At 44.3% G+C, this 16,113-nt stretch carries 16 protein-coding genes; 6 read left to right on the plus strand and 10 right to left on the minus strand.

Annotated features, from left to right (window positions below; genetic code table 11):
- Positions 1 to 61 precede the first annotated feature (61 nt).
- Complete coding sequence (locus FTU01_RS00975) at positions 62 to 625, plus strand: hypothetical protein (RefSeq protein WP_005232350.1); 564 nt, start codon at positions 62 to 64, stop codon at positions 623 to 625.
- Positions 626 to 666: 41 nt separating this feature from the next.
- Entirely contained in the window at positions 667 to 1,746 is a 1,080-nt protein-coding gene (gene leuB / locus FTU01_RS00980) for a 3-isopropylmalate dehydrogenase (protein WP_004781852.1), read from the plus strand.
- A gap of 63 nt (positions 1,747 to 1,809) precedes the next feature.
- On the opposite strand, the gene FTU01_RS00985 is transcribed toward leuB, so the two are convergent.
- The 3 genes from FTU01_RS00985 to infA form a co-directional block, all read right to left on the minus strand.
- Positions 1,810 to 2,223 (minus strand): hypothetical protein, encoded by a 414-nt coding sequence (locus tag FTU01_RS00985; protein ID WP_159123639.1) that lies wholly within the window; start codon positions 2,221 to 2,223, stop codon positions 1,810 to 1,812.
- Between the two features lie 182 nt (positions 2,224 to 2,405).
- The gene (locus FTU01_RS00990; protein WP_180052965.1) at positions 2,406 to 2,801 is read right to left on the minus strand and encodes a hypothetical protein; all 396 of its coding nucleotides are present in this window, start codon (positions 2,799 to 2,801) and stop codon (positions 2,406 to 2,408) included.
- Positions 2,802 to 2,941: 140 nt separating this feature from the next.
- Complete coding sequence (gene infA, locus FTU01_RS00995; protein WP_001284370.1) at positions 2,942 to 3,163, minus strand: translation initiation factor IF-1; 222 nt, start codon at positions 3,161 to 3,163, stop codon at positions 2,942 to 2,944.
- A 231-nt stretch (positions 3,164 to 3,394) separates the two neighbouring features.
- Between infA and FTU01_RS01000 the strand changes: the two genes are divergently transcribed.
- The gene (locus FTU01_RS01000) at positions 3,395 to 4,402 is read left to right on the plus strand and encodes an AraC family transcriptional regulator (RefSeq protein WP_004781856.1); all 1,008 of its coding nucleotides are present in this window, start codon (positions 3,395 to 3,397) and stop codon (positions 4,400 to 4,402) included.
- Between the two features lie 108 nt (positions 4,403 to 4,510).
- On the opposite strand, the gene truA is transcribed toward FTU01_RS01000, so the two are convergent.
- From truA to asd, 5 genes are all read right to left on the minus strand, one after another.
- Positions 4,511 to 5,308: a tRNA pseudouridine(38-40) synthase TruA gene (gene truA / locus FTU01_RS01005; protein ID WP_159123637.1), complete on the minus strand. Its 798-nt coding sequence runs from the start codon at positions 5,306 to 5,308 to the stop codon at positions 4,511 to 4,513.
- 18 nt (positions 5,309 to 5,326) lie between these two features.
- Positions 5,327 to 6,295 (minus strand): asparaginase domain-containing protein, encoded by a 969-nt coding sequence (locus FTU01_RS01010; protein WP_004781859.1) that lies wholly within the window; start codon positions 6,293 to 6,295, stop codon positions 5,327 to 5,329.
- 46 nt (positions 6,296 to 6,341) lie between these two features.
- Positions 6,342 to 7,670, minus strand: a complete 1,329-nt coding sequence (locus FTU01_RS01015) for a fimbrial protein FimV (RefSeq protein ID WP_180137805.1) — start codon at positions 7,668 to 7,670, stop codon at positions 6,342 to 6,344.
- Positions 7,671 to 7,735: 65 nt separating this feature from the next.
- A complete protein-coding gene (locus FTU01_RS01020) occupies positions 7,736 to 9,325 on the minus strand; it encodes a hypothetical protein (RefSeq protein ID WP_180137806.1) in 1,590 nt (529 codons plus the stop codon).
- 138 nt (positions 9,326 to 9,463) lie between these two features.
- The gene (gene asd, locus FTU01_RS01025; protein ID WP_180137808.1) at positions 9,464 to 10,582 is read right to left on the minus strand and encodes an aspartate-semialdehyde dehydrogenase; all 1,119 of its coding nucleotides are present in this window, start codon (positions 10,580 to 10,582) and stop codon (positions 9,464 to 9,466) included.
- A 188-nt stretch (positions 10,583 to 10,770) separates the two neighbouring features.
- Here asd and FTU01_RS01030 point away from each other — a divergent pair, with 188 nt between their 5' ends.
- Entirely contained in the window at positions 10,771 to 11,901 is a 1,131-nt protein-coding gene (locus FTU01_RS01030) for an endonuclease/exonuclease/phosphatase family protein (protein ID WP_180137811.1), read from the plus strand.
- 334 nt (positions 11,902 to 12,235) lie between these two features.
- Positions 12,236 to 12,643, plus strand: a complete 408-nt coding sequence (locus FTU01_RS01035; protein WP_180137813.1) for a GNAT family N-acetyltransferase — start codon at positions 12,236 to 12,238, stop codon at positions 12,641 to 12,643.
- 40 nt (positions 12,644 to 12,683) lie between these two features.
- Here FTU01_RS01035 and FTU01_RS01040 read toward each other — a convergent pair whose 3' ends face one another.
- Both FTU01_RS01040 and FTU01_RS01045 read right to left on the minus strand, forming a co-directional pair.
- Positions 12,684 to 13,619, minus strand: coding sequence for a lauroyl acyltransferase (locus FTU01_RS01040; RefSeq protein WP_180137815.1), 936 nt, complete (start codon positions 13,617 to 13,619; stop codon positions 12,684 to 12,686).
- 123 nt (positions 13,620 to 13,742) lie between these two features.
- Positions 13,743 to 15,650 carry an ATP-binding cassette domain-containing protein gene (locus tag FTU01_RS01045; protein WP_180137817.1) on the minus strand — a complete coding sequence of 636 codons (1,908 nt, stop codon included), beginning with the start codon at positions 15,648 to 15,650 and terminating at the stop codon, positions 13,743 to 13,745.
- Between the two features lie 39 nt (positions 15,651 to 15,689).
- Between FTU01_RS01045 and FTU01_RS01050 the strand changes: the two genes are divergently transcribed.
- A complete protein-coding gene (locus FTU01_RS01050) occupies positions 15,690 to 15,935 on the plus strand; it encodes a SlyX family protein (protein ID WP_004781873.1) in 246 nt (81 codons plus the stop codon).
- Positions 15,936 to 16,113: the final 178 nt, after the last annotated feature.

Below are 16,113 nucleotides of genomic sequence, written 5' to 3' on the forward strand. Positions count from 1 at the left end.
CGAAGGCCTTGCTAATATCAGAAGATTATTAATTTTTTTTTGATAGGTTAATACAGACATCATGGCAACGTATTGGAAACAGTGGCTTGCTCTAAGTGCAGTATCAGTGCTGATGACCGCGTGTCAGAGCATTGATACCTTCAAACTTAAACATGCCAAAGAAGATGCAGAAAGCAAATCCAATGCCTTGATTTATTGTGCAGGCACACCGGATTGTCAGTTTGAACGTTTAGATCGGACCATGATTGTGGATGAGTCCACCAAGCGAATCAGCCCAGAAGCGCTGGATCAGCGTCTGGTTCGTTTGCAGGCCAAAAACCTGAAACAGGATAATCCGATTTATTTATCTGTACCGGAAGGGCAGCATGAACTGGTGGTGCGTTTCTATCCGATTAGCAAGGATAAGGCTGAGACCTTGCATCTGTTCCAGCAGTTTAAGGCGAATAAACGCTATACCCTGAAAATGTTCCGTGACCGAAATGCACGTAGCACCAGTTTATTAAATGCCTCTGCACCTGATCCATTGTGTGTGGACCTGTTGCAAGAGCAGAAAGTGATTCGTCGTTTTTGCAAACCTTATAATGTCATCAATGGCATTGCAGAGTTTGTAGAAAAAAAAATTTAACCTAGTCAGGTGGATGCCTGACCTTATAAATGGAAAAGCTCATGTCTAAACAAATTTTGATTTTAGCTGGTGACGGTATTGGCCCTGAGATTGTAAAAGCCGCAGAACAGGTGCTTACACGAGTTAATGAAAAATTCAATCTGGGTTTAACATGGGAACAAGGTCTTTTAGGCGGTGCTGCGATTGATGCACACGGTTCACCTTATCCAGACGTAACGTCTGAACAGGCGAAAAAAGCAGATGCAATTCTGCTCGGTGCTGTAGGCGGTCCAAAATGGGATACGATTGAGCGTTCAATCCGTCCAGAACGTGGCCTGTTAAAACTACGTAGTGAGTTGAATCTGTTTGCGAACTTACGTCCAGCGATTCTTTATCCACAATTGGCTGATGCCTCTAGCTTGAAACCGGAAATTGTCTCTGGTCTGGATATTCTGATCGTACGTGAATTGACTGGTGGTATTTACTTCGGTCAACCACGCGGGATCCGTGAACTGGAAAATGGCGAAAAACAAGGTTTCAACACTGACGTTTATGCAGAGTCTGAAATCAAACGTATTGCCAAAGTTGCGTTCGAACTTGCTGGTCTGCGTGGCGGTAAAGTATGTTCAGTCGATAAAGCCAACGTGCTTGAAGTGACTGAGCTTTGGAAACAGACCGTGACTGCACTGAAAGAAGAGCAATATCCGGACATTAACCTGTCTCATATGTATGTAGACAATGCTGCGATGCAATTAGTACGTGCGCCTAAACAGTTTGACGTGATCGTAACGTCTAACCTGTTCGGTGACATCCTGTCTGATGAAGCTGCAATGCTGACTGGTTCAATCGGTATGTTGCCATCAGCATCATTGGATGAAAATGGTAAGGGTATGTATGAACCTTGCCATGGTTCTGCACCAGATATCGCAGGTCAAAACCTGGCAAACCCATTGGCAACCATTCTGTCGGTAGCCATGATGCTGCGTTATACCTTCCGTGAAGAAGCAGCCGCTAAAGCGATTGAAGATGCGGTAGGTAATGTTTTAGACCAAGGTCTGCGTACTGCTGACATCATGTCTGAAGGCATGACTAAAGTGGGTACTGTGGAAATGGGTCAGGCAGTGGTAACTGCATTGAACTAAGTTACACATTAGTTCCACGTAAAAAACGCAGCCTTGAGCTGCGTTTTTTACGACTGATTTTGATTAACAGGTTCGACCCGAAAGGCTGACAGAAGTTGCAATATTGTCTTTCAGCAAAAAGGTAATCTTGCATTGCAAATTCACATCATAACCTGATGCAGGACTCACAGTGACTGGAACCGGAACTGTGCCAGTACCTGCTGCCGGAAACTGGGCAATCGGTAAGGGAACGGTCACAGGACGTTCCACGACATAGCTGAGCTGTTGGGAGCTGAGCTCAGGTTCACTGATTTGCTGATAACCCAAACGTTTCAGATCTAAATTGCGATCAATATACTGGCTACTCTGCCCAATAAATTGCTGTAAATAAGTTTCACGGTCAGTCTGGCTGATCGTAGGTGTTTGTGCACACCCTGACAGACCGAGCAACAGGATGCTCAAGCCCAATACCAGAGAAGTACCTTTGCTTAACAACATCACATCACTCCTACTCAAGGAACGCTTAAAAACAGTGTAGTAGCAAAGTGTGAGAGGAACTGTTGTAATTTATTATTAGGCAAGACAGGATCAATCAGGCAGTTAGCTGTAGCTGTCAAATTCAAGACAACTTAGAACGCTCTTATATCCACTTTAAAATGAATAAAACGCAAAAATAAGTCTTAACAGGCACGTCCGCTATATTGCACGGATTGAGCAATCCCTTGTTCTAGTTGAAAATGAATCTGGCAGGGCATTTCAACCTGATAACCTGGGCCGGGTGCAGTCGCGAATCGTACAGGAGCACCTATACTGACACTTTGCTGAATGGCCGGTGTTCCCAACGGAAGTTCAATGGTGCGAAGTACAGTATAACTCAGACGTTTTTCCGTTTGTACAGGTGCTTTTGAGGTCTTAAAACCGAGTGCAGTTAAATCCAGATCCTTGCGAATTGATTCTGCAGATTTGCCAATATATTGCTGTAGTTGCTGATCTAGTTGTCGTGATTTTATCGAACTTGTAGTGGCGCAGGCACTCAGGCTGATTCCTAGGATCAGAGAAAACAAGATTTTTTGCATGAATGATTCACTGTTTTTATTAGAAGAAAAATAGAAATTATTATCTTCGAATGCAGTATAGGGAATGTGCAGGGGAATTGATATAAAAGAAAAAGTAATAAAAAAGCCACTGGATGAGTGGCTTTTGCTTCCGCTAAAACTTAGCGCGCACGGTATGTGATACGACCCTTAGTCAAATCATAAGGAGTCATTTCGACCTTCACGCTATCGCCAGTCAAAATACGAATATAGTGTTTACGCATTTTACCAGAAATATGGGCAATTACTTCGTGACCGTTTTCTAAACGTACACGGAACATAGTATTAGGAAGCGTCTCGGTGACAACGCCTTCGAACTCGATGAGTTCCTCTTTATTGGCCATAGCCTACCTGAATGAATAAATTGGAAAGGCGCAAATTATAGTCAATTTTTTCGCAAAACACAAGGTGTAACGGGCGTTAGACTGATCATCTGTCAGTAAAATAAGCGAAGTGTGAGTTTAAACTTTTTAACTAAAAAGCGTGTGGTATCTGTTGTCAGTTTGGTCAATCACAGTTAATCTAATTTCAATCTTTTTAAGTATAAATGAAGTACATACAAGGAAGGTTTTTGAGTGAGTCAGCTAACGGATGCATCAGTCGTATTGCGTTTAGGCTATCAGGCGATTCGTCGTGCAGGTTTGCCAACAGAAGAACTTCTGACGAAAGCAGGAGTCGCTTTAAATCAGGTGGAGACCAATGACCGTACTCCGCTTAGTGCTCAGTATGCCTTCTGGGTTGCCGCAGAAGAGGTCAGTAAGGACCCGGATATCGGATTGCATCTGGGTGAACATTTGCCACTCTATCGCGGACAGGTGATTGAGCATCTGTTTATTTCATCAGAGAATTTTGGTGAAGGCTTGAAACGTGCACTGGCTTATCAGCGTCTGATCAGTGATGCCTTTCATGCCAAGCTGGTGGTCGAAGATGATCGCTGCTATCTGACCAATGGTGAACAGCCTTTTGCTGAAAGTCTGGTCAATCGTCACTTTACCGAATGTGCGATGTCAGGTGTGTTGCGTTTCTTTAAATTTATTACTGAAGGCCGTTTTGAACCGATCTATATCGATTTCAATTTTTCCAAAGGCGCGGCAGATGAAGAATATTTCCGGGTTTATGAATGTCCGGTAAGTCTGGGCCAGAAAGAAACCCGTTTGTATTTTGATCCAAGCATTCTTGATTTCCCGCTTTGGCAGGCAGAACCGGAACTGTTGCAGCTACATGAACAGCTGGCAATTGAAAAATTACAGGAACTGGCTCGTTACGATTTAGTCGGGGAAGTACGTCGTGCAATCGGTTCTACTTTAGAAAGTGGTGAAACGACTTTGGAAACTGTAGCCGCTCAACTGAATATTACCCCACGCCGTTTACGTACCCAGCTCAGTGAGGCTAATACCAGTTTCCAGCAGATTCTGTCTGATTATCGCTGTCGTCTGGCTAAACGTCTATTGGCGAGTACCAATGAAAGTGTGGAGCGGATTGTTTATCTGACTGGATTCTCGGAGCCAAGTACTTTTTACCGTGCGTTTAAACGCTGGACCAATGAAACACCGGTTGAATATCGAAAGCGGAAACAGCGTTAATCTTTAAAATCTAAAATCCTCCCCCAACCCCTCCTTTAATAAAGGAGAGGAGTTCCTCCCTTTTTCAAAGGGAGGTTAGGAGGGATTTAAAAATTAAAAATAATTAGCTTATTCCGGCATATTTAACCAGTATGGACCCAAAGGTACTTTGGGTAGGTCAAAATACTCTGGATATTCAGCCTGGATAAAATACAGACCGTCCGGTGGTGCGGTAACACCGGCTGCTTTACGATCTTCTGCTGCAAAAATATGGTCAATATGGTCAACCCCATACATGCCTTGGCCGATTTCCAGCAAACAGCCCATGATATTGCGTACCATATGATGCAGGAAGCCATCCGCCTGAATATCTAGAATCAGATAAGGCCCATGCTGGATCAGGCGGCAGTGACGGACGTGACGTACCGGCTGATTGGACTGGCAGGCTGCTGCCCGGAAACTCTCAAAGTTATGTGTGCCTTCAAACTTTGCAGCCGCTTCAATCATCTTTTTGACATCAAGTGGATAGTAAATATGAGTGACCTGTTTATGCAGCAAGGCAGGGCGTACCGGATAGTTATAGACAATATAACGATAACGGCGTGCCTGTGCTTTAAAGCGTGCATGGAAGCCATCATCCATCTCCTTGATCCATTGGATTGAGATATCCTTAGGTAACTGGCTATTTGAGCCCATTAACCAGCCTCGTTCAGAACGCAAGGCATGGGTATCAAAATGTGCGACCATATTGGTCGCATGCACGCCGGCATCGGTTCGGCCTGCACCATGCAGAATAATCGGTTCATCGGCAATTTTACTGAGAACCTTCTCGATGGTTTCCTGAACACTGATTACGCCCGGTTGTTGAGTCTGCCAACCTCGATAATTCGTTCCACAAAACTCAATTCCCACCGCAAAACGCTGCATAATGACCTCAAAACCTGACTAATCGTACCAATGGGCATGCCATTGTTCTACCGTGTCATATTGTAAATACATTTTTAGGGCTTTTGCATAAAGATCAGCATGGCCATAACTTTCATTGAGTAGAATTTTGCAATCATGCACCCATTCAGCAATGGCATAACGCTGATCGGTGGCACCGAAAGGCACTTGAGTAGTTAAGACCGAGATACAGCCTTTGGCATAGAGCTGATTGATAAAATCTACGATCTCTGGATTGACGGCCAGATTGCCGGTTCCAAAGCCTTGCAGGAATAGAAAATGCGGAGGATAGGCCAAAATATTTTTCAGATTATTGAACTGTTGAACTAAATCGATCGGCTGCATCATCAAGCTCATACAGTTAAAATCCAGAGCTTTGGCAATATCGTCTGCTGTAACCTGATGACTTTGCTGGTTGGCCTGAATAGCGATATGCGCATCCAGACCAGTAAAGGCATTCAGCTCAGTGGTATGTTGCTTTAAGGCAGTTTGAGCATGAATCAGTTGCTGATGAAAAGCCAGATAAACACCTGCATTACACTGAGTTACTGAAGCGAGCGCAAAGCTCAGATTGTCCATGGCATCGCTAAATTCGCGTTGCGCATCGCCTTCAGCATTCAGGAGGGGATACTGGCTGCCAGTCAGCACAATATGAGCCGAATTCCCCATAAAATGTGCCAATACTGCGCTGGCATAGCTCAGGGTATCTGTCCCGTGAATAATCACAAAATGTTGTATCTGCTGTTCAGATTGCAGATTTTGGATAAATTGCACCAGTTCTAACCAGTCTGTAGCAGTACAGGCACTACTGTCCTTAATCACAGGAGCGCAGTAATACTGAATGAACGGTTGATCTGTAAGTAGCTGTTCCAGTTTTGGAATAAATAAATCGGCAGACATAGGGGCGAGCGGATCACCGACACAGCCAAAGGTGCCGCCCATATAAATCAGTGCAATATCTTTCATCATAAAAAAAGCAGCCAAATGTGACTGCTTTAGTGTAAAGGGAAATTGATTAAGATGCGATTTGATTCAGCAACTGATCGGCTTGCTGACGTTGTGCTGCTGTATATTCAGCTTCACGTTCAGCTATGACTTCACGGGCAGCTGCATAAGCGCCTAACTGGATATATTGCTGTGCCAGCTCCAGGTTAAGGTCCGCTTCATTAACTTCCATCAGTTCCGGGAAGGACTGCACCAATGGATCATGTTGATCGGTTGTTGAAGTCACAGGCGCTGTCGGAATCTCAAAATTCACCCCTGTAGAAACAGGAGCCTCTTTTACAGCTTCGACATTATCAAGTTTAAAATCTAGTCCAGATGTTTCAGTCGCAGCAGGCGTTTCAGTTGCAGGCGTTGCAATATCGAGGCTAGACAGGTCAAACTCAGTCGCAGGTTCGGCTGTTTTTTCTGCTGCAGGTATTGGAGTGTCTAAAGAGAAAGAGAAATCTAAAGGCTGGATTTCTTCTGTTGTTGCAGGCGCTGATTCTGTTTTTAAGGATATAGATGGTTCAAGCTCAAGCTTAAAATCCAGAACCGGTGCTGACTCAGTTGCTGTTGTTGGAGCAGTCTGGGTTTCAGCAGTATTCATCTGAAGATCAAATTCAACTGAATTATCTGATACAAGCGAAGCTTCTTCCGTTTTTACTGGCTCAGCCGCTGGAATCTTCGGTTCAAAGTTGAACTCTAAGGGTTGGATATCAGGTACTGGTTCCGCTACAGCAGCTGGTTTGCTTGGTTGCAGTTCCTGTTGTAATGCATCAAATGCCTGTTCGTTTGAAGCAGGAGTGGCAACCAGGTCTGCAAAGGCATCTGTAGAAGGTTTGCTTTCCTGTACAGGAGGGGTTTGTGGCTGAGCACTTGGGAAATCAATAGTATCCTGAACAGCGACCGAAGAGTTTTCAAACTCACGCTTTTTGACCTCAGCCTGAGCCAGAATATCTTCCAGTTCCAGAGAGCGAACATGGTTAATCAGCTGTGAAATCGCAAATTCATCTTTTTGCAGGATATGAATGTCGAGTAGCAGTAAATATAACTCATGTTGAGAATTATCGCGATTCAGTGCCTGATTGATTTGAGCTTCAGCTGCAAAGAAATTACGTTCCTGAATCAGACCTTCAATTTTCTTGCGTGTTTCTGCTGATAGAGGCGTTGCTGATTTTTTAACGACTCCGGCTGGCTCGACCACTTTGGTTCTTTGTGAAGTGGATTTTGACGCAGCGCCAGGTTTTTTCGCTTTTACAGTTTTAGTTTTTGCTTTATCTGATTCTTGAGCATCTTGTCGTTTTTTTACGACAATTAATACGATGATCAATATCACTAATGGAATCACATAAATCAGCATGTTTTACCCCTTGGGGATAGAGTCCTTAAGTTCGCCTATCCCAATAAATCGTCATGTGTAACTTTTTAATTAATTGGCTTTTTATCTGCCTGTTGTGCTTTAAGCTGCTGTTGCAGCTGGGCAAGACGAGCATTTAATAATTGAATTCTGTGATCCTTCTGATTGAGTGCCAATTCTAGTTCAGTTACGTTTCTCTGTAATTTAACGGTTTTTTCACGGGCTGTCATAACTTTTAATGACAACTCTTTCGAAGTTCGATTTTCTTTTGTGTTTGAGTTGGCAGAAACCTGGCCGGAATCACGCTGATTCTCGGCAACCAGGCTCATTTCAGCCTCATTTAGACGATATTTGGTTTTTGCAGCAGGTTTGGAGGGTGCTTGAGCAGACTTAATTGCTGAGGCCTGTATCGGAGTTTTCGCAGTATGAACGGTCGCTAAATTAAGTGCTGCGCCTTTACGCAAGCGGTTAGCATCACCCCCAATAAAAGCATGTTCATTCTCACGCTTGATCTGCTGCATGACCTCACTTACTGGACGCTGCTGTTCATTGGCAATCCTGGAAGCAATGCCCCAAAGCGACTCATTTGACTGTACCACATACGTCGGCTTGATCTGGGTTGAGGTGCTTTGTTTGATGGCTGCCGGCTGTGCCTGAGTTTTAGTCGCTAAATTTGGTTTGTCCTGTGCAGTGCTGGATGCCGCCTGCTTGCGAGCCTGTTGTTCTGCATATTTTTTGACAAGTGGATCACTGGACACCATCTGGTTTTCAGTGCTTGTCGGTGCAGAAACTTGCGCTGAGGCTGCATTTTTATTTGTTGGATCTATTGTAATTTCAGCTGGTTTTGTTTCAGCCTGAATTTTTGTAGCTGCAGCCTGTAAGTTTGACGTTGCATCTGCTTGAGCCGCTTTGGATGAAGTATTCACTGGCGCAGTGTTTACATTGCCAGCTTGCTGTGAACTATGACTTGTCGCTGCTACCGCAGTTTCAGTATTAAGTTTTGTTGGGCTTGTGACTTGAGCTGCAATACTCGATGTCGGCTCATGGGTCACAGCAGCTAACGCTGTTTTAGGGATAGAGCTGGCTGATAATGCAGGAGGTGCTGTGTTTTGTAAGGCTAACGGTTTTTCTGCCACAAACGGGGTGGCTGGTTTGGATTGTGCATTGGTATAACGCGTACTCACCGGTAAGTTCAGGGCAATATCTTTTTCACTCACGACTACGACAGGCGCGAGTGGCTGTTCATTCTGTTTCAGGCTGGCCTGTAACAAATCAGTTTTAGGTCTTAATGCAGTACGGATATGCTGTAGGCGTGCTGCATTGCCTTCCTTGATTTTGACAATGATATTTAATTCACGATCAGTGACCGGGCGCGAGGAGGTAATGGTAATAACCCCAGTACCATTACTGTTGCGACGGGTGAAAAAATTTAAATGACCCGGTGGCTGATGCGATGCATCCATAGAAATCAGGTCTTCTGGCGAGGCTAAACTTACCTCAATGGGCAAGTTAATATCTGATTGACGGAAATTCATTTCCGCATAAAGCAATTCCCCAGGTGCAGACTGGATTTGTACCGAATCTACATTAATCGCATAGATATTTTGTGAAGCAACAATGGCTAAAATGGCAAGCTTTAATTTGTTATATACAGTCATCTGTGAGCTCAGTCATTATCGCATAGCGAAAATTATAGATTAACGGGATGTTTGTTTTTTGTAAAATACTTACGCAATAGTTACACAAAAAAGCCGATCAATAAAGATCGGCTTCATGCTTTATTTCCTGACGGAAACTTAAGAGTTTTTATAGTCAATCAAGATGCGCAGCATACGACGTAAAGGTTCTGCAGCACCCCAAAGTAACTGGTCACCTACTGTGAATGCACCTAGGTATTCTTTACCCATGTTCAGTTTACGCAGACGACCAACAGGTACAGTTAATGTGCCAGTGACTGCAACAGGAGTCAGGTCAGTCATTGAGGCTTCACGAGTGTTTGGCACGACTTTAGACCAGTCATTTGCATTTGCAATGATATCTTCGATCTCATCCAGTGGAACGTCTTTGCGAAGTTTCAGCGTTAATGCCTGAGAGTGACAACGCATTGCGCCGATACGTACACAGTGACCATCAATTGGCACGATCTGCTGGTTGCCCAGAATCTTGTTGGTTTCAACCTGACCTTTCCATTCTTCTTTCGACTGGCCGCTTTCCAGCTGCTTGTCGATGTATGGAATCAGAGAACCTGCTAAAGGAACGCCAAAGTTTGCAGACGGGAAGCCTTCACCACGTTGTAATTCAGCAATTCTAGAGTCGATATCCAGAATTGGAGAACGCGGATCATCTAGCAACTCTTTGGTATTGTTATATAAATAACCCATACCATTGATCAGTTCACGCATGTTTTGCGCGCCTGCACCTGAAGCGGCCTGATAGGTCATTGACGTTGCCCATTCCACCAGATTGTTCTGGAACAGACCGCCCAAGCCCATCAGCATCAAGGAAACTGTACAGTTACCACCGACAAAAGTCTTGGTGCCTTTAACCAAACCATCTTTGATCACATGCATATTCACCGGATCAAGTACGATGATTGCTTCATCATCCATACGCAGGGTAGATGCTGCATCAATCCAGTAGCCATTCCAGCCTTCAGCTTTGATTTTTGGGAAAACTTCAGTGGTGTAATCGCCACCTTGACAGGTAATAATGACATCCATTTGCTTCAGACTGTTAATGTCTGTTGCATCCATAAGTGCTGGGGCAGTCTTACCACCAAATGCCGGAGCTTCACCACCCGCATTACTGGTAGAAAAATAGAATGGCTCAAAATGAGCAAAATCATTCTCTTCAACCATACGTTGCATAAGGACGGAACCCACCATCCCGCGCCAACCGACCAGACCTACTTTCATGTCACTTTGCCTCGGTGCGTTAAAAAATCAAAAGGGATTCGAGTGTATCAAAAAGGGACGTGACTGCAAGAGCTACACAATCAAAACATCAATATTCTTGAGCGAAATATCTGCTTTATGATACATACAAAATTGATAAAGCAATTTTTCTTTTAGAAAAAATAATAACTTAGTAAAGAGTGTATCTTATGGTAGGGTTTATCCAGATCATGGCAATCGTGGTCATCTGGTTAAGTTTCTGGTCGCTGATTCCCCGAGATGAATGGTGGATTCGTGGTGCAGATTTTCCACGTTTACAGATTCTGGTTTTGGGCTTCATTGCCTTTGTTCTTTTTCTCCTGGTCGATCACCCATGGACGGCCTTCAATCAGCTGCTTTTTGTCGGCCTGATCGCTGCTTTGGCGTATCAGCTGAAAATGGTCTTGCCTTATACCTTTGTTTGGACAAAACAGGTCAAGCAGGTCAAGCAGGATCAGCTGGATCCGGATCGTCAGATTTCCCTGATTGTTTCAAATGTTCTGACCACCAATACTAAATATCATTTACTGATTGAACAGATCCAGACCCATCAGCCAGACTTGGTCTTAACGCTGGAAACCGATCATGCATGGCAGGATGCGCTGGCCGTCATTGAGCCAGATTACCCCTATCGGGTACCTGTACCTTTGGATAATCTGTATGGCATGCATCTGTACAGCAAACTTGAGCTGAGTGAAACCGAGGTTAAATTTATTCTGAGTGATGAAATTCCCTCGATTCATACCAAGGTCTTGTTACGTTCCGGACAGCCGGTACAGCTTTATTGTCTGCATCCGAAACCACCAAGCCCAACTGAAGCCAAAGATTCAACCTTACGTGATGCGGAACTGCTGATTGTAGGGGATCAGATTAAGGATCTGGATGAAAGCTGCATTGTGATGGGAGATCTGAATGATGTGGCCTGGTCACGCACGACACGTTTATTTCAGCGTATTAGTGGGTTGCTTGATCCGCGGGTAGGGCGTCATTATGTGAATACTTTTCATGCCGATTATCCCTTATTGCGCTGGTCGCTTGACCATGTGTTTCATAGTACTGATTTCGCTCTGGTGCATATGGAGCGTTTAAAACATGTCGGGTCAGATCATTTTCCGGTTTATCTGGTATTACAAACTGGGCGGGTATTTGAGCATCATCAGGAAGAGCTGGAAGAAACGGACCAGGATGATCAGGAAGCCAAAGAAGCCATTCAGGAAGGAATTGAAAAGGCAGAGAAAGAAGAGAAGAAAGTCACTGATAAGATTGCGATGGCATATAAGAATAAGGAGAAATTCTTATAGTTTTAGCTGAAAAGTGTACGATATTGCTTACAGCAGTTTCCGCTTCTTGCGAATGGGCAGCACAGAGGAATCCACGTATTCTAAGCTCATCAGCACAGGGAGTCGAGAAAGGATATTCTCATAAGGAAGACGAAGCTGAATGAAAACATCATGGAAATGATGCTGAAAGGGAAATCACAACAACGAAGAAGCAATTATAACATATGAAAGCACAACCTCATTAACCCGGGTTTTACAGGATGTAGAACCTGGGTTAAATTATTTTTAGCTCATTTTTTATTATAATTAATTGATTATTAAAATAAACTTTAAATTAAAAATGGATATTACCTGAATGAAAGTTATGATTTCCGATCATGATTCAGTCAATGAATCTGAAGTGCTACAGCTCTATCTTGTCAATCAATGGTCAGCTGCAGAAAAACCTCAATTACTTTTACAGGCTTTGCAGCATTTTCATAGTCTGGTGACCGCACGTATCAACGGTCGGCTGGTTGGCTTGGGAAATGCGATTTCAGACGGTTATCTGGTGGTGTATTTCCCACATTTATTGGTTCACCCGGAGGTGCAGCGACAGGGCATTGGTCGTCTGATCATGCAAGAAATGCTGCAACGTTATTCAGGATTTCATCAGAAAATTCTGGTGGCTGATCAGCATGCCACTGAATTTTATAAAGCTCTAGGCTTTGAGCGTGCAGGGCATACACAAGCAATGTGGATTTATCAGGGAACCGATCATTGATTTTTCTTGCCAATAATAGCATTCATATTAATTCTAGTTCTTAATAGATTTTATCGTAGCCTTCAGGACGGGTCTTAAAGCGACGGTGGAACCACATATATTGCGTCGGTGCAATGCGCAACTGGCGTTCAATAATCAGATTTACCCGGGTTGCATCATCGACTTCATCCGCACTTGGCAGGTTCTCTACCGCAGGCTCGATCAGCACACAGTAACGCGGATCTTTAATATCGCCAGTTCGATAAAAATAGAGTGGAATAGCAGCGGCCTTGGTCATTTTCAATAAACGACGATGTGCAGTGACTGTAGCTGCAGGTACCCCAAAAAAGGGCGCCATTACACCCTGTTTTAAACCAAAATCCTGATCCGGACTGTACCAGATAGCATGGCCATTTTTCAGGTTACGCACCAGACCACGCATATCATCATGGTCAATCTGGTTGGCATAAATGGTGGCACGGCAGCGGTAAATCAGCATATCGAGCAAGGGGTTATTTTGTGGTCGATACACTACATCCGGTTCAAAATACTGTGCACATAAATAACCGCCAGCATCCAGCAAAGTCGAGTGGGTACCGAGCAATAAAGCCCCTTTACCTTCTGCCTGAGCCTGCTGGATATGTTCCAGTCCTTCAATTTGTACCCGGCCTTTAAACCATTTTGGACAGTACCAGGCATTCAAGGTCTCAAATACACCGAGCATCTGGTCAATAAAGACCATACGGGCATTATCCCGAACTTCTTGAGCTGACCATTCCGGGAAACAGACTTCCAGATTGCGAAGCGTGGTTTCACGGCGAGATTTCAAATATTTAAATGCCATCTGGCCGAGTAGATCTGCCAGACGATGCTGAATCGCCCAAGGTAAGATGGCCAGAATCATCAGAAATACAATACCCACCCAGATGCCCCAGTATTGCGGCAACAGGAATGACCATTGAAATTCACCGGGTTTGTATTCTGGCGTTCGACTCATAAATTCAATATTTGAAATCAAAGATGTCAGCAGTGTAGCAGAAGAGCTTTTTGAAATAAAAAACTGTAAAATAAAAAAGCACCTGTACGAATACAGATGCTTAGTGACTAGGCGATTTAAAGATTAGCCTTTGGTCATATTTTCCAGTTGGTCCCAACGTTCCATTTTTTCCAGCAAAATCTCATCAATTTCGCCTAAACGTTCAGATGCTTTGGTCGCTGCTGCGGCATCTGTGACAAACCACGAGCCATCCGCCAGTTTATCGGAAAGTTCAGCTTGTTCTTTTTCCAGTGCTTCAATTTCAGCCGGTAACATTTCCAGTTCACGCTGATCTTTGTAGCTGAGTTTTTTCTTTGGCGCAGGTGCTACAGGTGTAGCCGCTGCTTCGGCTTTGGCCTGAGCTTTTTTGACTGCCATTTTCTGGTCAACCACAGTCTGATCTGGACGTTGCTCCAGATAATCTTGATAACCACCGACATATTCATCAATATTGCCTTTGCCATCAAAGACCCAGGTCGATGTGACGACGTTGTCCATAAAGGCACGGTCATGCGAGATCAGTAGCAGAGTGCCTTTGTATTCAGCTAGCATTTCTTCCAGTAGTTCCAATGTCACCATATCCAGATCGTTGGTCGGTTCGTCCATCACGATCAGGTTTGATGGTTTCAGTAACAGCTTAGCCAGCAGAATACGGTTACGTTCACCGCCAGATAGAGCTTTAACTGGCGTACGTGCACGTTCTGGCGAGAACAGGAAGTCTTGTAAATAGCTATAGATATGACGACGTTGGCCATTCACATCGACATGATCTGAACCTTCCGAAACGTTATCTTTAACTGATTTTTCCAGATCCAGCACATTACGTAGCTGGTCAAAATAAGCAATTTCCAGCTGGGTCCCGGTTTTGACTGTACCGCCATGCTCGATTTCTCCCAGAATGGCTTTGATCAGTGTGGTTTTACCGACACCATTATCACCCACCAGACCAATACGGTCACCACGCATTACCAGCGCCGAGAAGTCATTGATGATCGGTGCATTGTCACTAAACTTCACGCTCAGATGTTCAATCTCGAACACCACTTTACCTGAACGCTGTGCTTCCTGAGTCGACATGTTGACTTTGCCTTGCTGGAAGCGGCGTGCTTTAGACTCTTCACGCAATTCTTTCAGAGCACGAACACGACCTTCGTTACGGGTACGGCGCGCTTTAATACCTTGACGAATCCAGGCTTCTTCTTCAGCCAGTTTTTTCTCGAACAGGGCATTCTGTTTTTCTTCTGCTTCCAGCTGCTGAGCTTTCAGGTCGAGGTAACGTGAATAGTTGCCTTCATAGCTACGCAAAATACCACGGTCCAGCTCGACAATACGGGTCGCAATACTGTCCACAAAGGCACGGTCATGCGAAATAAACAGTAAGGTCAGGTTGTTCTGCTCGAGCAGGAATTTTTCCAGCCACTCGATACTTTCGACATCCAGATGGTTGGTCGGTTCGTCGAGTAACAGCACATCAGGTTGGGTGAGCAGGGCACGTGCCAACAGGACACGGCGTTTACGACCGCCAGATAAATCGGCCAGATCCGCTTCAGGATCCAGTCCCATTTTACTTAGGATTGAATTAACCTTAGTTTCTAAAGCCCAGCCATCCAGCTGATCCATCTGATGCTGCAAATGTCCCATGCGGTCACAGGCTTCCATATCACCGAGCACGCAAGCTTCACTGGCTTCATGGTAAGCACGCAACACTTCTGAAGCTTCACCAGCGCCGTCGGCAACAATATCTGCAACCTTGCCGGAATCCATTGGCACGTCTTGGGCCAGCATGGAAATGGTGATGCCATTTTGTAACGAAACTTCACCACTATCCGGGAGTAAACTTCCTTCAATCAGTTTAAGTAAGGTAGACTTACCCTCACCATTACGGCCAATCAAACATACTCGTTCACCGCGTTCCAAATTAAAGTTGGCGCCGTCGAGCAAGGCAGGTCCGCCAAATGCCAGTTGGACATCCCTTAAAGTAATATAGGCCATAATGTTAATGTTTCCTGAAATCCCAAATGAGGACTTAAAATGACTAAACAACAAAATCTAAATGATCAGGCGTCATTTTCCGCACCCATTGAAGATTTGCAAGTGCGAATTGCATTTTTAGATGATTTAGTTGAACAGCTGAATCAGCAGGTCACTCGCCAGAATCTGGAAATTGCCGATTTAAAAAAACAAATGCAGTTGTTATATCAACGTGTTGAGTCTGCAGACTTGTCCGAAGGGATTGATGCTTTTGATCCGGTCACCAACCGTCCCCCGCATTATTAATTTACAAATAATTTTTAAAAAGAAAACAAAAAGAAAGCCCTCCAGTCGTGATAATGCCAGTCAGTTAAGAGATTGACTGGCTTTTTCTTGGGTATTTTTGAGGTTTTCCTTTTACAACCCTTGGATAACTCCTCACTCTTCTCTCAGGTATAACATACCGATTAGATTTCTCCATTAA

Origin of the sequence: Acinetobacter sp. YH12043, from assembly GCF_013419915.1 — a bacterium.
In the GTDB taxonomy this organism is placed as follows: domain Bacteria; phylum Pseudomonadota; class Gammaproteobacteria; order Pseudomonadales; family Moraxellaceae; genus Acinetobacter.

What these genes read in the sequence shown, in the direction of transcription:
- FTU01_RS00975 (WP_005232350.1), top strand. Translation starts at nt 62, where the DNA reads ATGGCAACGTATTGGAAACAGTGGCTTGCTCTAAGTGCAGTATCAGTG.
- leuB (WP_004781852.1), top strand. Translation starts at nt 667, where the DNA reads ATGTCTAAACAAATTTTGATTTTAGCTGGTGACGGTATTGGCCCTGAG.
- FTU01_RS00985 (WP_159123639.1), bottom strand. Translation starts at nt 2,223, where the DNA reads ATGTTGTTAAGCAAAGGTACTTCTCTGGTATTGGGCTTGAGCATCCTG.
- FTU01_RS00990 (WP_180052965.1), bottom strand. Translation starts at nt 2,801, where the DNA reads ATGCAAAAAATCTTGTTTTCTCTGATCCTAGGAATCAGCCTGAGTGCC.
- infA (WP_001284370.1), bottom strand. Translation starts at nt 3,163, where the DNA reads ATGGCCAATAAAGAGGAACTCATCGAGTTCGAAGGCGTTGTCACCGAG.
- truA (WP_159123637.1), bottom strand. Translation starts at nt 5,308, where the DNA reads ATGCAGCGTTTTGCGGTGGGAATTGAGTTTTGTGGAACGAATTATCGA.
- FTU01_RS01010 (WP_004781859.1), bottom strand. Translation starts at nt 6,295, where the DNA reads ATGATGAAAGATATTGCACTGATTTATATGGGCGGCACCTTTGGCTGT.
- FTU01_RS01015 (WP_180137805.1), bottom strand. Translation starts at nt 7,670, where the DNA reads ATGCTGATTTATGTGATTCCATTAGTGATATTGATCATCGTATTAATT.
- FTU01_RS01020 (WP_180137806.1), bottom strand. Translation starts at nt 9,325, where the DNA reads ATGACTGTATATAACAAATTAAAGCTTGCCATTTTAGCCATTGTTGCT.
- asd (WP_180137808.1), bottom strand. Translation starts at nt 10,582, where the DNA reads ATGAAAGTAGGTCTGGTCGGTTGGCGCGGGATGGTGGGTTCCGTCCTT.
- FTU01_RS01030 (WP_180137811.1), top strand. Translation starts at nt 10,771, where the DNA reads ATGGTAGGGTTTATCCAGATCATGGCAATCGTGGTCATCTGGTTAAGT.
- FTU01_RS01035 (WP_180137813.1), top strand. Translation starts at nt 12,236, where the DNA reads ATGAAAGTTATGATTTCCGATCATGATTCAGTCAATGAATCTGAAGTG.
- FTU01_RS01040 (WP_180137815.1), bottom strand. Translation starts at nt 13,619, where the DNA reads ATGAGTCGAACGCCAGAATACAAACCCGGTGAATTTCAATGGTCATTC.
- FTU01_RS01045 (WP_180137817.1), bottom strand. Translation starts at nt 15,650, where the DNA reads ATGGCCTATATTACTTTAAGGGATGTCCAACTGGCATTTGGCGGACCT.
- FTU01_RS01050 (WP_004781873.1), top strand. Translation starts at nt 15,690, where the DNA reads ATGACTAAACAACAAAATCTAAATGATCAGGCGTCATTTTCCGCACCC.